The sequence below is a fragment of the Endozoicomonas sp. 8E genome, from assembly GCF_032883915.1.
Classification (GTDB): Bacteria; Pseudomonadota; Gammaproteobacteria; order Pseudomonadales; family Endozoicomonadaceae; genus Endozoicomonas_A.
In genome coordinates, this window is the sequence record NZ_CP120717.1 from 5,871,974 (window position 1) to 5,888,876 (window position 16,903).

Here is a 16,903-nt window from a genome sequence, read left to right on the forward strand (position 1 = left end):
TTTGTTATCGAGCTTGAACAGAATGCAGATTTTTCAAACCAGAACTTTTTTATAAAGCTTGACCGACAAACATTGTCAGACAACTACTCAGACTTTGATGATACAAACGGCTATACAGAACCCGGTTCACTGCCTGATAACAAACGACACAAACCTGACATTTACGGAATGAAAGGAACCCTGATTGAGTCGATTTCCCGGCAATGGCTAAACGCTACGAATCTGCTGGTTGCTTATGAACTGATCCTGACTACCAAAAACATCTTTCAATGCCCAGCCCTTTATTCATGGCTACCTCTGGAAGCAGTTATCACTGTTGGCTGGCTTTTAAAAAACTATTGGAACCCCGACTCACAGTTGTTTAACAACACTAAACAACAAGAGGCGAGTCCAAATCACCCGTTTGCCATCACCACTCTGATGACTGGCTATGAACAGAACCAACCTCAATATCAGTCACCACAATCATCGGGGCAACATACCCCACGGGCCAGTACCCATATTACAGGCTATTTCACCAGCCTTCTTTATTCTGACTCTGGCAGCGGTAATGAAGACCCTGAACAACACCTGCATACTTTGGGTTTAAATTGTTTTATCTATCCCTGTAACGGTGTTTGTCGATTTCGACAATCCTCCGATCCATCCAATAGCGTAAACGGGGTCGCCTCAGACTCAATGATTGCAAGGACAGCCGATACAACTACCCCTGTCGGACAAGAAACCTGCAACGTGATCCTGATCGGAGCTGATGGCCAGCTGCGACAATGTGGGAAGGCTTTAAAGAATAAAAAATCACTTTGGTCTCACAAAAGCAAATACCATACCGGGCAAACAACCTGTGACGTGACAGTAGTCAGCAAGGATGACCAGCCGCAGCCATGCGGAATAGTCTGCAGTAATGCCAAAAAATTGGCATCTCACAAAAAGAGAGTCCATAGCGGGCAACAAATCTGTAATGCGACCGTGGTCAGGAAGGATAGTCAGCCGCAACCATGTGGGAAAATCTGCAAGAGTCCTAAAGCCCTGTCGGAGCACAAAAGCAAAGTCCACAGTGGGCAACGAACCTGTGCTGCGACCGTTATCGGGAAAGATGGCCAGAAGAGACCGTGTGGGAAGATCTGCAAGAGTGCGCAGAGCCTGTCGGATCACAAAAGCAAATACCACACCGGGCAAAAAGCCTGTAACCTGACAGTAATCGGTGAGGATGGCCAGCTAAGGCTGTGCGGATTGGTCTGCAAGAATGCTCAAAACCTTTGGGCTCACAAAAGGTATGTCCACACCAGACAGCAAACCTGTGGTGCCAACGTGGTTGGGGAAGATGGCCAGCTGCACCGATGCGGTAAGGTCTGCAAGAGTTCCAGAGCCCTGTCGAATCACAAAAACGCATACCACACCGGGCAAAAAACCTGTGACGTAAAAGTCGCCGGGGAGGACGGCCAGCCACGGCGATGTGGAGAGGTCTGTCAGAATGCTAAAGCTCTGTCGAATCACAAACGCAACTTACACACCAGTCAACGAAGTTGTGATGTGAGCGTGGTTGGGGAGGACGGCAAGCAGCGGAGATGCGGGAAGGTCTTCAAGAATGCACAATCACTGTCAACTCACAAAAGCGCCATCCATTCCGGACGACAAGCCTGTGAAATAACCATAATCGGAGAGGATGGCCAGCCAAGGCCGTGCGGGACTCTCTGTAAGACTGCTAAGGCCCTGTCAAATCACAAAAGAACAGCTCACACGAGACGACAAACCTGTGACTTGGCTATGACCGGGAAGAATGGCCGGCTGCAGCCTTGCGGGAAGGTCTTCAAGAATGCACAATCACTGTCAACTCACAAAAGCGCCATCCATTCCGGACGACAAACCTGTGAAATAATCATAATCGGAGAGGATGGCCAACCAAGGCCATGCTGGAAAATCTGCAAGAGTCTCAAAGCCTTGTCGTATCACAGAAGAAGCTTGCACAGCGAGCAACAAGTCTGTAATGAAACCGTGGTCGGCGAGGATGGCCAGCCAAGGCCATGCGGGAAAGTCTGCAAGAATATTCCAGCCCTATCGGATCACAAACTCAGATACCACAGCAGGGAAAAAACCTGCAAGGAGACCGTGGTCGGGTTAGATGGTCAACCCCGGCCGTGCGGGAAGGTCTGCAAGAATGTCAAAGCCCTGTCGGACCACAAAAGAAAACACCGTAAACGCAAGCCAGTTAATGTGAACCGGGACAATGAACTCACTCCTTGAACTGATAAACGCCCTCCTAATGGGAAAGGTAAAACAACACACTTATTTTCTTGATCTATCCTTCCTCTCAGTAAATCAGAAGACAGGGATAGAATTATTAAACACTCACTCTTTGCAGCACTGCTGTTACTGTCGTTGTCTGTCATTTGTCAGGCTAAACCGTTAACAAGACGCTTTGTTATCGAGCTTGAACAGAATGCAGATTTTTCAAACCAGAATTTTTTTATAAAGCTTGACCGACGAACATTGTCAGACAACCCGTTGCCTGACAACAAACGACATAAACATTACATTTACGGGATGAAAACCACCCTGATTGATTCGATTTCGTGGCAATGGCTACACGCTACAAATCTGCTGGTTGCTTATGAACTGATCCTGACCCCCAAAGACACCTTTCAATGCCCAACCCTTTATTCATCGCTACCTCTGGAAGCGGTTATCACTATCGTCTGGCTTTTAAAAAACTATTGGAACCCCTACTCACCGCTGTTTAACCCAATTGAACATCAAGAGGCGAGTCAGAAGCACCCGTTTGCCATCACTACTCTGATGCCCGGCTCTGAACAGAACCCACCTCAATATCAGCCCTCACAATCATCGGGTCAGCATACCCCACAGGCAACTGCTCATATTACAGGCTATTTCACCAGCCTTCTGTATTCTGACTCTGGCAGCGGTAATGAAGACCCTGAACAACACCTGCATACTTTGGGTTTAAATTGTTTTATCTATCCCTGTAACGGTGTTTGTCGATTTCGACAATCTTCCGATCCGTCCAATAGCGTAAACGGGGTCGCCTCAGACTCAATGATTGCAAGGACAGCCGATACAACTACCCCTGTCGGACAAGCAACCTGCAACGTGATCCTGATCGGAAATGCTGGCCAGCTGCAAAAATGTGGGAAGGTTATAAAGAATAAAAAAGCACTACGTTATCACATAAAAAAATACCATACCGGGCAAAAAACCTGTGACATAACATCATTAGGAGAAGATGACCGGCCGCGCCCCTGTGGAAAGGTCTTCAGAAGTGCTCAAGCCTTATATGAACATAAAAGCAAAGTCCACAGTGGAAAAAAAACCTGTGACGTAACAGAAGTAGCGGAGGATGGCCAGCTAAGGCTATGCGGATTGGTCTGCAAGAATTCTCAAAGCCTGTCTAATCACAAAAGGTACGTCCACACCAGACAACAAACTTGTGATGCCAATGTGGTTGGGGAGTATGGCCGGCTATACCCATGCGGGAAGCTCTGCAAGAATGCTAAAGCCCTGTCGAATCACAAAAACCAATATCACACCGGGCAAAAAACCTGTGACGTAAAAGTCGTCGGGGAAGATGGCCAGCCACGGCCATGTGGAGTGGTCTGTCAGAATGCTAAAATTCTGTGGAATCACAAAGCCAGATACCACAGCAAGGAAAAAATCTGCAAGGAGACCGTGGTCGGGTTAGATGGTCAACCGCGGCCGTGCGGGAAGGTCTGCAAGGGTGTCACAGCCCTGTCGGACCACAAAAGAAAACACCGTAAACGCAAGGCTGTTAATGTGAACCAGGACAATGGCCTCACTCCTTGAACTGATAACCGCCCTCTTAATGGGAAAGGCAAACAAACACACTTATTTTCTTGATCTATCCTTCCTCTCTGTAAACCAGAAGGCAGGGATAGAATTATTAAACACTCACTCTTTGCGGCACTGCTGTTACTGTCGTTGTCTGTCATTTGCCAGGCTGAACCGTTAACAAGACACTTTGTTATCGAGCTTGAACAGAATGCAGAGTTTTCAAACCAGAACTTTTTTATAAAGCTTGACCGGCGAACATTGTCAGGCAACCCCTCTGGCTTTGACGATACAAACGGCTATAAAGAACCCGGTTCACCGCCTGATATCAAACGACACATACCTTTCATTTACGGGATGAAAACGACCCTGATTGAGTCGATTTCGTGGCAATGGCTACACGCTACGAATCTGCTGGTTGCTTATGAACTGATCCTGACCACCAAAGACACCTTTCAATGCCCAACCCTTTATTCACGGCTACCTCTGGAAGCGGTTATCACTATCGGCTGGCTTTTAAAAAACTATTGGGACCCCTACTCACCGCTGTTTAACCCAATTGAACATCAAGAGGCGAGTCAAAATCACCTGTTTGCCATCACCACTCTGATGCCTGGCTCTGCTCAGAACCAACCTCAATATCAGCCATCACAATCATCGGGTCAGCATACCCCACAGGCAACTGCTCATATTACAGGCTATTTCACCAGCCTTCTTTATTCTGACTCTGGCAGCGGTAATGAAGACCCTGAACAATACCTGCATACTTTGAGTTTAAATTGTTTTATCTATCCCTGTAGCGGAGTTTGTCGATTCCGACAATCTTCCGACTCATCCAATAACGTGAACGGGGTCGCCTCAGACGGGGTCGCCTCAGACACAATAGTTGCAAGGGTAACCGATACAGCTCCCCCTGTCAGACGGACAACCTGCAATGTGATCCTGATCGGAGATGATGGCCTGCGACAATGCGGATTCGTCTGCAAGAATGCCAGAGCCCTGTCGAGTCACAAAAGGTACGTTCACACCAGGCAACAAACCTGTGTTACCAACGTGCTTGGGGAGGATGGCAAACTGCACAGATGCGGGAAAGTCTGCAACAATGCTCAAGCCCTGTCGAATCACAAAAACCAATATCACACCGGGCAAAAAACCTGTCTCGTAAGAGTAGTCGGGGAGGATAGTCAGCTAAAGCCATGCGGAACAGTCTGTAAGAATATTCCAGCCCTGTCGTATCACAAAAACAAATGCCACACCGGGCAAAAAACCTGTCACGTAACAGTAGTCGGGGAGGACGGTCGGCCTCGGCCATGTGGCATGGTCTGCCGGAATAAAGAAGTCCTGTCGAATCACAAAAGGTACGCCCACACCGGGCAAAAAACCTGTTATACCAACGTGGTTGGTGAGGATGGCCAGCTGTACCCATGCGGGAAGGTGTGCAAGAATGCTCACGCTCTGTCGAATCACAATAACCAATATCACACTGGGCAAAAAACCTGTTATGTGAGAGTCGTCGGGAAGGATGGCCAGCCACGGCCATGTGGAATAGTCTGTAAGAATGCTAAAGCTCTGTCGAATCACAAAGGCAACTTCCACACCGGTCAACAACGCTGTAATACTAGCGTAATTGGGGAGGACGGCCAGCAGCGGCCATGCGGGAAGGTCTTCAGGAGTGCTCACTCTCTGTCGTCTCATAAAAGCAACACCCACACCGGGCAAAAAGCCTGTGACTTAACCGTGCTTGGAGAGGATGAACAGCCACAACCATGCGGGGCTCTCTGTAAGAGTGGACAGGCCCTTTCGGATCACAAAAGAATGGTTCACTCGAGAGAAAAAACCTGTGACTTGCCTATCCTCGGGGAGAATGGCCAGCCACAGCCTTGCGGGAAGGTCCTCAGGAATGCACAAGCCCTTTCGAGTCACAAAAGGTACCTCCACACCAGGCAACAAACCTGTTATGCCAGGGTAGTTGGGGAGGATGGCCAGCTGTCCCCATGCGGTAAGGTCTGCAAGAATGCTCAAGCCCTGTCGAATCACAAAAACCAATATCACAGCGGGCAAAAAACCTGTGATTTCAGAGTCGTCGGGAAGGATGGCCAGCAGCGGCCATGCGGTAAGGTCTGCAAGAATGCTCAAGCCCTGTCGAATCACAAAAACCAATATCACAGTGGGCAAAAAGCCTGTGACGTAAGTGTCGTCAAAGAGGATGGCCAGCCGCGACCGTGTGGAATGGTCTACGATAATGTCAAAAAACTGGTATCTCACAAAAAAAGAGTCCACAGCAGGCAACAAACCTGTTATACGACACTCGTCGGGGAGGATGGCCAACAGCGTACATGCGGTAAGATCTGCAAGAATGCTCAAGCCCTGTCGAATCACAAAAACCAATATCATACCGGGCAAAAAGCCTGTGACGTAAGGGTCGTCGGAGAGGATGGCCAGCTGCGACCATGTGGAATGGTCTGCAATAATGCCAAAAAATTGTCATATCACAAAAGTACTGACCACGGCGGGCAACGAGCCTGTTATGCTACCATGGTCGGGGAGGATGGCCAGCTGCGTCCATGCGGTAAGGTCTACAAAAGTGCTCAAGTTCTGTCGGTGCACAAAAGTACAGTGCACTCCGGACAAAAAACCTGTAACCAAACAGTAGTCGGGGAGGATCGCCAACCACGGCCTTGCGGAGTGGTCTGCCATAATGCTAAAGCCCTTTCAAATCACAAAAGAAGGCATCGAAAGCGCAAACCTGTTGATGTGAACCAGGTCAATGACCTCTCTCCTTGAACTGAGAATCGCCCTTAATGGGAAAGACAAAAAAACACACTTATTTTCTTGATCTATCCTTCCTCTCTGTATACCAGAAGGCAAGGATAGATTTATTAAACATTCACTCTTTGTGGCACTGTTGTTGCTGTCGTTGTCTGTCATCTGTCAGGCTAAACCCTTGACAAGATGCCTTGTTATCGAGCCTGAACAGAATGCAGATTTTTCAAACCAGAATTTTTTTATAAAGCTTGACCGACGAACATTGTCAGGCAACCCGTCGGACATTGCCGACACAAACGGTTATACAGAACCCGACTCACCGCCTGATAAAAAACGACTCAAACATTACAGTTACGGGATGAAAACGACCCTGATTGAGTCGATTTCATGGCTACCTCTGGAAGCGGTTATCACTGTCGGCTGGCTTTTAAAAAACTATTGGAACCCGGACTCACAGTTGTTTAATCCCATTAAACTACAAGAGGCGAGTCCTAATCACCCGTTTGCCATCACCACCCTAACGCCTGGTTCTGAACAGGACCAACCACAATTTCAGCCATCACAATCATCGGGTCAGCACGCCACACAGGCGACTGCTCATATTACAGGCTATTACACCAGCCTTCTGCATTCTGACTCTGGCAGCGGTAATGAAGACCCTGAACAATACCTGCATACTTTGAGTCTAAATTGTTTTATCTATCCCTGTAACGATGTTTGTCGATTCCGACAATCTTCCGATCCACACAATAGCGGAGCGCCAGTTTGTGAGAAAAGTTCGACAGACAACCCTGGACCCCCCCCCGTATCAGACTCATACCCTCATTTGGCCAATACACACTGCTTTGGTTGTATGTCTGTAGACGGGGTCGCCTCAAACTCTTCGGTTGCAGGAGCAGCCGATACAACGCCCCCTACCGGACAGGCAACCTGCAGCGTGATCCAGGTCGGAGATGATGGTCAGGTGCGGCAATGCAGCAAGGTATTCAAGAATAAACGGAAGCTATCGCTTCACAAAGGCAAATACCATACCGGGCAAAAAACCTGTAACGTTATATTATTCGGAGAAGATGACCAGCCGCGACCCTGTGGTAAGGTCTACAAAAGCGGTCAAGCCTTGTCTGAACATAAAAGCAAAGTCCACAGTGGAAAAAAAACCTGTGACTTGACCGTGCCCGGTGAGGACCGGCAACCAAAACCATGCGGGACGATCTGCAAGAGTGCTCAGGCCCTGTCCTATCACAAAGGAATAGCTCACACCGGACAACAAAGCTGTGACTTGACCATGCTCTGTGAGGATGGCCAACGGAGACCGTGCGGGAGAACCTACAAGAGTCCAAAAACCCTCTTTGATCACAAAGCCAAATACCACACCGGGCAAAAAACCTGTGAGGTGACAAAAATCGGTGAGGATTGCCAACCAAGGCCATGCGGATTGGTCTTCAAGAATTCCAGAGCCCTGTCACATCACAAAAGGAGCGTCCACACCAGGCAACAAACCTGTGATGCCAACCTGATTGGTGAAGATGGCCTGCTGCATCCATGCGGGAAGGTCTGCAAGAATGTTCAAGCCCTGTCAAATCACAAATACAAATACCACAGCGGGCAAAAAATCTGTAACGTAAGAGTCGTCGGGGAGGATGGCCAGCCACGGCCATGTGGGATGGTCTGCCAGAATGCTAAAGTCCTGTCGACTCACAAAAGTAACTTCCACAATGGGCAACGAAGCTGTGATGCGAACGTGCTTGGGCAGGATGGCCAGCAGCGAACATGCGGGAAGGTCTTCAGGAGTGCTCAATCTCTGTCGGTTCATAAAAGCAGCATCCACACCGGGCAAAAAATCTGTGACTTGACTGTGCCCGGGGAGGACGAGCAACCAAAACCATGCGGGACGGTCTGCAAGAGTGCTCAGGCCCTGTCGGATCACAAAAGAATAGCTCACACCGGACAACAGAGCTGTAACTTGACCATGCTCTTTGAGGATGGCCAGCCGAGGCCGTGTGGGAAGACTTACAAGAGTGCAAAAGCCCTCTTGGATCACAAAACCAAATATCACAGCGGGCAAAAAACCTGTATAGAAATCGTGATCGGGGTGGATGGTCAGCCATGGCCGTGCGGGAAGCCCTGCAAGACTGCTCAAGCCCTGTCGGATCACAAAGCCAGACACCACACCGGGAAAAAAACCTGTAAGGAGGCCGTGGTCGGGGTGGATGGCCAACTGCAGTCGTGCGGGAAGATCTGCAAGAGTCTCAGAGCCCTGACGGATCACAAAAGAACACATCGAAAACGCAAACCTGTTAATGTGAATCAGGACAATGACCTCACTCCTTGAACTGATAACCGCCTCTGATGGTAAAGACAAAAAAACATACTTATTTTCTTGATCTATCCTTCCTCTCTGTATACCAGAAGGCAAGGATAGATTTATTAAACACTCACTCTTTATGGCACTGATGTTGCTGTCATTGTCTTTCATCTGCCAGGCTAAACCATTAACAAGATGCTTTGTTATCGAGCTTGGACAGAATGTCGATTTTTCAAACCAGAACTGTTTTATAAAGCTTGACCGACGAACATTGTCAGGCAACCCGTCTGACATTGCCGACACAACGGGTTATACAGAACCATACTCACCGCCTGATAAAAGACGACACAAACCTTACTATTACGGAATGAATACGACCCTGATTGAGTCGACTTCCTGGCAATGGCTATACGCTACGAATCTGCTGGTTGCTTATGAACCGATCCTGACCACCAAAGACACCTTTCAATGCCCACCCCTTTATTCATGGCTACCTCTGGAAGCGGTTATCACTGTTGGCTGGCTTTTAAAAAACTATTGGAACCCCTACTCACCACTGTTTAACCCAATTGAACATCAAGAGGCGAGTCCAAATCACCCGTTTGCGATCACCACTCTGATGACTGGCTCTGAACAGGACCAACCACAATATCAGCCATCACAATCATCGGGTCAGCCCCCCCGACAGACCACTACTCATATTACAGGCTATTCCACTAGCCTTCTGTATTCTGACTCTGGCAGCGGTAATAAAGACCCTGAACAACACCCGCATACTTTGAATTTAAATTGTTTTATCTATCCCTGTAGCGGAGTTTGTCGATTCCGACAATCTTCTGATCCATCCAATAGCGTAAACGGGGTCACCTCAGACTCAATGGCAGCAGGGGCAGCCAATACAAATCCACCGGTCGGACAAGCAACCTGTAACGTGATCCTGATCGGAGAGGGTGGCCAGCTGTACTCATGTGGGAAGGTCTGTAACAGTGCTCAAGCCCTGTCGTGTCACAAATACAAATACCACAGCGGGCAAAAAACCTGTGACGCAAGAGTCGTCGGGGAGGATGGCCAGCTGCACCCGTGCAGGAAGGTCTGTAAGAATGGTCAAGCCCTGTCGAATCACAAGCACAAATATCATACCGGGCAAAAAACCTGTGACTTAAGAGTCGTCAGGGAAGATGGCCAGCCACATCCATGCGGGACAGTTTGCAAGAATATTCAAGCCCTGTCGTATCACAAAAAAAATACCACACTGGGCAAAAAACCTGTGACGTAAAAGTAGTTGGGAAGGGGGGCCTGCTGCATCCATGCGGGAAGGTTTGCAAGAATGCTCATTCCCTGTCGAGTCACAAAAGCCAATATCATACAGGGCAAAAAACCTGTGACGTGAGAGTCGTCGGGGAGGATGGCCAGCCACGGCTGTGCGGAACAGTCTTCAAGAATATTCCAGCCCTGTCGTATCACAAAAGCAAATACCACAGCGAGCAAAAAACCTGTGACGTGAGAGTCTTCAGTGAGGATGGCCAGCCAAAGCCATGCGGGACAGTCTGCAAGAATATTCCAGCCCTGTCGTATCACAAAAGCAAACACCACAGCGGGCAAAAAAACTGTAAGGAAACCGTGATCGGGGTGGAGGGCTTACCGCAGTCGTGTGGGAAGATCTGCAAGAGTGTCAAAGCACTGTCAGATCACAAAAGAATACATCGAAAACGCAAGCCTGTTGATTGGAACCGGAACGATGACCTCACTCCTTGAACTGCCTCCCTTTGATGAGGAAGCCAAAATAACACACTTATTTTCTTGATCTATCCTTCCTCTTTGTAAACCATAAAGCAAGGATAGAATTATTAAACACTCACTCTTTGCGGTACTGCTGTTACTGTCGCTGTCTGTCATCTGCCAGGCTAAATCGTTGACAAGAGGCTTTGTTATCGAGCTTGAACAGAATGCAGATTTTTCAAACCAGAATTTTTTTATAAAGCTTGACCAACGAACAATGTCAGGCAACCCGTCTGACATTGCCGATACAAACGGCTATACGGAACCTGATTCACCCCCTGATAAAAAACGACATAAACCTGACAATAACGGGATGAAAACCACCCTGATTGAGGCGATTTCCTGGCAATGGCTATACGCTACGAATCTGCTGGTTGCTTATGAGCTGATCCTGACCACCAAAAACACCTCGCTATGCCCAGCCCTTTATTCATGGCTACCTCTGGAAGCGGTTATCACTGTCGGCTGGCTTTTAAAAAACTATTGGAACCCCGACTCACAGTTGTTTAACCCCACTAAACAACAAGAGGCAATCCCTAATCACCCGTTTGCCATCACCACTCTGATGCCTGGCTCTGAACAGGAGCAACCACAATTTCAGCGATCACAATCATCGGGTCAGCATACCCCGCAGGCGACTACTCATATTACAGGCTATTACATCAGCCTTCCGTATTCTGACTCTGGCAGCGGTAATGAAGGCCCTGAACAACACCTGCATACTTTGAATTTAAATTGTTTTATCTATCCCTGTAACGGTGTCTGTCGATTTCGACAATCTTCCGATACATCCAATAGCGGAGCGCCAGTTTGTGAAAACAGTTCGACAGACAACACTGGATCACCCTCCGTATCAGACTCATACCCCCATTTAGCCAATACACACCGCTTTGGTTGTATTTCAGTAGACGGGCTCGCGTCAAACTCTATGGTTGCAGGGGCAGCCGATACAATGCCCCCTACCGGACAGGCAACTTGTAGCGTGATCCAGGTCGGAGATGATGGTCAGGTACGACAATGCAAGAAGGTATTCAATAATAAACGGAAACTGTCGCTTCACAAGGACAAATGCCATACCGGGCAAAAAACCTGTGACTTAACATCAATCGGAGAGGATGGCCAGCCAAGATCCTGTGGGAAGGTCTACAAAAGTGCTCAAGCCTTGTCGAATCACAAAAACCAATATCACACCGGGCAAAAAATCTGTAACGTAACAGAAGTAGGGAAGGATGGCCTACAGCGACCATGCGGGAAGGTCTGCAAGAATACTCAAGCCCTGTCGGCTCACAAAAGCAAATACCACACCGGGCAAAAAGCCTGTGACATAACAGTAGTCGGTGAGGATGGCCAGCCCGAGCCATGCGGATTGGTCTGCAAGAATTCCATAGCCCTGTCGAGTCACAAAAGGTGCGTCCACACCAGACAGCAAACCTGTGACGCCAACCTGGTTGGGGTGGATGGCCTGCTGCATCCATGCGGGAAGGTCTGCAAGAATGCTCAAGCCCTGTCGAATCACAAAAGCAATTACCACACCGGGAAAAAAACCTGTGGCATGACTGTGCTCGGAAAGGATGGTCAGTTGCGGACATGCGGGAAGGTCTTCAAAAATGTATCATTACTGTCGTCTCACAAAAGCAGCGTCCACACTGAGCAAAAAACCTGCGAAGTTACTGTGATTGGGAAGAATGGCCAGCCTCTGCCATGCGGGACAGTCTGCAAGAATGCCAAAGCCCTGTCGAATCACAAAAACAATTATCACACCGGGCAACAAACCTGTGAATTCATCTCAGTCGGGGAGGATAACCAGCAGCGGCCGTGCGGTAGGATCTTCAGCAGTATTGCATCACTGTCGGTTCACAAAAGTAAATATCACAGCAAGCAAGAAACCTGTGACTTAAAGGTGCTCGGCAAGGATGATCCGCTGCGACCATGCGGGAAGGGCTGCAAGGATACTCAAGCCCTGTCGAAGCACAAAAGAAGACATCGAAAACGCAAGTCTCTTGATGCGGACCGGAACGATTACCTGACACTTTGAACTGAAACCCGCCCTTTCATGGGGAAAACACAAAAACATACTTATTTGCTTGATCTATCCTTGCTCTTTGTAAACCTGAATACAAGGATAGAATTATTAAACACTCACTCTTTGCAGCGCTGCTGATACTATCGCTGTCCGTCACCTGCCAGGCTAAAACTTTGACGAGACGTTATATTGTCGAGTATGAACAGAATGCAGATTTTCCAAACCAGAACTTTTTTATAAAGCTTGACCGAAATGCATTGTCAGGCAACACATCAGACATTGTCGACACAAACGGCTATGCAGAACCCTATTCACAGCCCGATGACAAACGACACATGACTTATAGCTACAGATTGAAAACGTTCTTCATTGAGTCAATTTCGTGGCAGTGGCTTTATGCTAAGAATCTGCTGGTTGCCTATGAATTGTTCCTGACCACCAGTGACATCCCTTTAAGCTCAAACCCTTATTCATGGATATCTGTAGCAACAGTTATCGCTGTGGGTTGGCTTTTAAAAAGCGATTGGAATCCCTATTCATCCCTTTTTAACCCGATTAAACCACAAGAAGCGAGTCAGAATCCCCCGTTTGCAATTTCTGCTATGATGGCTGGCTCTGAACATGCTCCGCAACAAGGCCAGCCATCAGAATCATCCGGCCAAAAGCCCCCACACACCCCCACTCAAATTAAAGGCTATTTCTTCAGCCTCCTTTATTCTGACTCTGACGACGGTAACGAAGACCCTGAACAACACTCGCATACTTTAGGTTTAAATTGTTATATCTCCCCCTGTAATAGTGTTTGTCAATTCCGACAATCTTCCAATCCATACAATAGCGGTGCGTTGATTTTTGAAGAAAGTTCGACAGACCACACAAAGACAAACCCAGAACCAGACTCATGTCCCAGTTCGGCAAATACACACCACTATCGTTATAAATTTGAAGACGGGGTCGCCATAGACGGGGTCGCCATAGACGGAGTCGCCACAGATGGGGTTGTTCTGAACCCAATGGGAGCAGGGGCAGCGGACCCAACTCACCTTGCAGGGCAAGCAAAGTGCAATGCAATAATACCAGGGAAGGATGGCCAGCAACGACAATGTGGGAAAGTCTGCAAAAATGCCAGAGCTCTAGCATCTCACAGAAGCAAATACCATAGCGGAAAAAAAACCTGTAACTATACAGTAACCGGCGAAGATGGCCGACCTCAGCCATGCGGATTGCTCTGCCAGGATAACAGAACCCTGTATAATCATAAAAACACCGTTCATATCGGGCAAAAAACCTGTGGTGTGACAGTGGTCGGGGAGGATGGTCAGCAGCGACCATGTGGGAAAGTCAGCAAGAATGCTCAAGCCCTGTCATCTCACAAAAGCGCATACCATACCGGGCAAAAAATCTGTGATTTGACCGTGCTCTGGAAAGATGGCCAGCTGCGACCATGCGGTCAGGTTTTCAAGGCTTCACGATCACTGTCGTTTCACAAAAACAGCGTCCATAGCGAGAAAAAAATCTGCAAATTTACAGTGATTGGAGATAATGGCCAGTCGCGACCATGCGGAACTGTATCCAAGAATGCTGAAGCCCTATGGAGTCACAAAAACAATTACCATACCGGGGAAAAAACCTGTGGCATGACTGTCCTCGGGGAGGATGGTCAGCAGCAGGCATGCGGGAAGGTCTTCAAAAATTTAGCATCACTGTCGTCTCATAAAAGCGGCGCCCACACCGGCAAAAAAACCTGCCTGACAGTGGTCGAGAAGGCTGGCCTGCTGCGCCCATGCGGAAAAGTCTGCAATAGTGCACGAGCCCTCTCATCTCACAAAAGCAACTGCCACTCAGGGCAAAAAACCTGTGAACTGACCCTGGTCGATAAGGATGGCCAGCCGCAACCATGCGGAAAGGTCTGCAATAGTGCGCGAGTCCTCTCATCTCACAAAAGCAACTACCACTCAGGGCAAAAAACCTGTGAACTGACCCTGGTTGATAAGGCTGGCCAGCCGCAACCATGCGGAAAGGTCTGCAAAAATGCTCAAGCCTTGTCGAATCACAAAAAAATACATCGAAAACGCAAATCTGTTAATGTGAATCTGGACGATCGCCCTTGATCTGAAACCCGCCCTTTCATATGGAAGACACAAAAGCACTCTTATTTTCTTGACCTATCCTTCCTCTCTGTAAACCAGAAGAGAAGGATAGCACTATTAAACACTCACTCTTTGTAACACTGCTGTTGCTATCGTTGTCTGTCATCTGCCAGGCTGAACCGTTGACAGGACGTTTTATCGTTAAGCTTGAACTAGATGCAGATTCTTCAAACCAGAACTTTTCTATAGTGCGTGAACGGCCTGCATTATCGGGCCCCCCATCAGACATCGTCAACAGAAACAGTAATGAAAAACCAGATTCAGCGTCAGATGACAAACACCACAGACCTGACAGTTACAATTTGAAAACGCCCCTCATTGAGCCGGTTTCATGGCAATGGTTTTACACGACGAATCTACTGCTTGCTTATAAACTGACCCTGACCAGTAAAGACAGCTCTCTATACCCAACCCCTTATTCATGGCTACCTTTAGAACTGGTTATGTTTGCAATCAGCACTATGATGCCTGGCACTGAACATGCTCCTCAACGAGGCCATTCATCAGAATCATTCCACAAGCCCCCCCCACAGCTCCCCAAACATATTAGAGGCTATTTCTTCAGCCTCCTTTATTCTGACTCTGACGACGGTAACGAAGACCCTGAACAACACTCGCATACTTTAGGTTTAAATTGTTATATCTCCCCCTGTAATGGTGTTTGTCAATTCCGACAATCTTCCAATCCATACAATAGTGGTAAGTTGACTTTTGAAGAAGGTTCGATAGACCAAACACACGCAAACCCCGAACCAAACTCATGCCCCCATTCGGCAAAGAGACACTGCTATCGTTGCAATTTTGTAGACGGGGTCGCCTCAGACGGGGTTGTCCTGAACTCAATGGGAGCAGGGGCAACTTATACAACTCACCTTGACGGGCAAACAAACTGCAATGCATTAGTATTAGCTGAGGATGGCCAGCTGCGAGAATGCGGGAAAGTCTACAAAAATGCTAAAGCCCTGTCGTCTCACAAAAGCAATTACCATACCGGACAAAGAACCTGTAACCTGACAGTGGTCGGGGAGGATGGCCTGCCGCGGCCATGCGGCTTGCTCTGCCAGAATGCCAGAGCCTTTTACAATCACAAAAACACCTTTCATACCGCGCAAAAAACCTGTGATGAGATCGTGGTCGGGGAGGCTGGCCGACGCCCATGCGGGAAAGTCTGCAAGAATAATCAAGCCCTGTCATCTCACAAAAGCACATGCCATAGCGGACAAAAAACTTGTGACTTGACCGTGCTCCGGAAAGATGGCCATCTGCAACCATGCGGGAAAGTTTTCAAAAGTGCACGTTCACTGTCGACTCATAAAAGCGGCTTTCACACCAGGCAAAAAAACTGCGAAGTTCTGATGATCGGGAAAGATAGACAGCCACGGCCATGCGGTAGTGTCTGCAAGAATGCTCAGGCCCTGTCAAATCACAAAATAAGGCACCACACCGGGCAAAAAAGCTGTCAAGTAACCGTGGTCGGGAATGACAGCCTGCCAAGGCCTTGCGGAAAGGTATTCAGTAATGCTATATCTCTGTGGGCTCATAAAAAAAGCATCCACAGCGGACAAAGAATCTGTGACTTGACTGTGCCCGGGTTGGATAGCCAGCGGCGGCCATGCGGGAAGATTTACGAGAATAGTCAAGCCCTGATGGATCACAAAAAAAAAACTCACAAGAGGCCACAAACCTGTGGGCTTAGTGTACTCGGGGAGGATGGCCAGCTGCAGCCATGCGGGAAGATTTTCAAAAATGCACGATCACTGTCGACTCACAAAAGCAGCGTCCACACCGAGCATAAAACCTGTAAAGCCAGAATGATCGGGGAGAATGGTCAGTGGCAGCCATGCGGGAGAGTCTGCAGGAATGCTAAAGCCCTATTTAATCACAAAAACAATCACCACACTGTCCAACAAACCTGTAAGGAAACCGTGATCGGGGACGACGGCAAGAGACGGCCATGCGGGAAGGTCTGCAAGAGTACTAGAACACTATCAGATCATAAAAGAAGACATCAAAAACGCAAGCTTGTTAATATGGAGCGGGACGATGAACTCCCCCCTTGAACTTAAACCCACCCTTTAA

At 48.3% G+C, this 16,903-nt stretch carries 9 protein-coding genes; all 9 read left to right on the plus strand.

What is annotated here, in order from left to right; translation table 11 throughout:
• The first annotated feature begins 72 nt into the window (after positions 1-72).
• The gene (locus P6910_RS20595) at positions 73-2,241 is read left to right on the plus strand and encodes a hypothetical protein (protein WP_317143128.1); all 2,169 of its coding nucleotides are present in this window, start codon (positions 73-75) and stop codon (positions 2,239-2,241) included.
• 135 nt (positions 2,242-2,376) lie between these two features.
• The gene (locus tag P6910_RS20600) at positions 2,377-3,816 is read left to right on the plus strand and encodes a hypothetical protein (RefSeq protein ID WP_317143129.1); all 1,440 of its coding nucleotides are present in this window, start codon (positions 2,377-2,379) and stop codon (positions 3,814-3,816) included.
• A gap of 135 nt (positions 3,817-3,951) precedes the next feature.
• Positions 3,952-6,585 (plus strand): hypothetical protein, encoded by a 2,634-nt coding sequence (locus P6910_RS20605; protein WP_317143130.1) that lies wholly within the window; start codon positions 3,952-3,954, stop codon positions 6,583-6,585.
• A 112-nt stretch (positions 6,586-6,697) separates the two neighbouring features.
• Positions 6,698-8,899 (plus strand): hypothetical protein, encoded by a 2,202-nt coding sequence (locus P6910_RS20610; RefSeq protein WP_317143131.1) that lies wholly within the window; start codon positions 6,698-6,700, stop codon positions 8,897-8,899.
• A gap of 112 nt (positions 8,900-9,011) precedes the next feature.
• Positions 9,012-10,148, plus strand: coding sequence for a hypothetical protein (locus P6910_RS20615; RefSeq protein ID WP_317143132.1), 1,137 nt, complete (start codon positions 9,012-9,014; stop codon positions 10,146-10,148).
• A complete protein-coding gene (locus tag P6910_RS20620; protein ID WP_317143133.1) occupies positions 10,079-10,627 on the plus strand; it encodes a hypothetical protein in 549 nt (182 codons plus the stop codon). Before P6910_RS20615 ends, P6910_RS20620 begins: the two co-directional genes overlap by 70 nt.
• A 157-nt stretch (positions 10,628-10,784) precedes the next feature.
• Positions 10,785-12,686, plus strand: coding sequence for a hypothetical protein (locus P6910_RS20625; RefSeq protein ID WP_317143134.1), 1,902 nt, complete (start codon positions 10,785-10,787; stop codon positions 12,684-12,686).
• A 161-nt stretch (positions 12,687-12,847) separates the two neighbouring features.
• Positions 12,848-14,785, plus strand: a complete 1,938-nt coding sequence (locus P6910_RS20630; RefSeq protein WP_317143135.1) for a hypothetical protein — start codon at positions 12,848-12,850, stop codon at positions 14,783-14,785.
• Positions 14,786-14,919: 134 nt separating this feature from the next.
• Complete coding sequence (locus tag P6910_RS20635) at positions 14,920-16,884, plus strand: hypothetical protein (RefSeq protein WP_317143136.1); 1,965 nt, start codon at positions 14,920-14,922, stop codon at positions 16,882-16,884.
• The last annotated feature ends 19 nt before the right edge of the window (positions 16,885-16,903 follow it).